This window comes from Leifsonia sp. HAY1-4F, from assembly GCF_056755275.1.
In genome coordinates this window covers 1-229 of the sequence record NZ_JBNDHX010000758.1, presented here as the reverse complement: position 1 = coordinate 229, position 229 = coordinate 1, and the positions used below count along the sequence as shown (strand labels likewise).

At 69.0% G+C, this 229-nt stretch carries 1 pseudogene; it reads right to left on the bottom strand.

Annotation, left to right across the window (positions count from 1 at the left end):
- A pseudogene (locus ACPYOG_RS21240) lies at positions 1 to 229 on the bottom strand (1-deoxy-D-xylulose-5-phosphate reductoisomerase); the annotation flags it as partial.

The window sequence follows — 229 nt, the reverse complement described above, 5'->3', positions numbered from 1 at the left end:
GCCTTCGCCCTCACCCAGCGCTCGGCCTCGGCCAACGACTCCCGGGTGAGCACCCCCGCCGGGAAGTGCGCATCGAAAACGCGCTCCAACGTCTCGAGGATGTCGAGGTACCCGATCGCGCCCGTGTGGAACGCCGTGACCGCCTGCTCGTTGGCCGCATTGAAGACCGTTGGATAGGCCCCTCCCATCAGGCCGACGCGTTTGGCGGGGGCGACGGCCTGATGGGAGG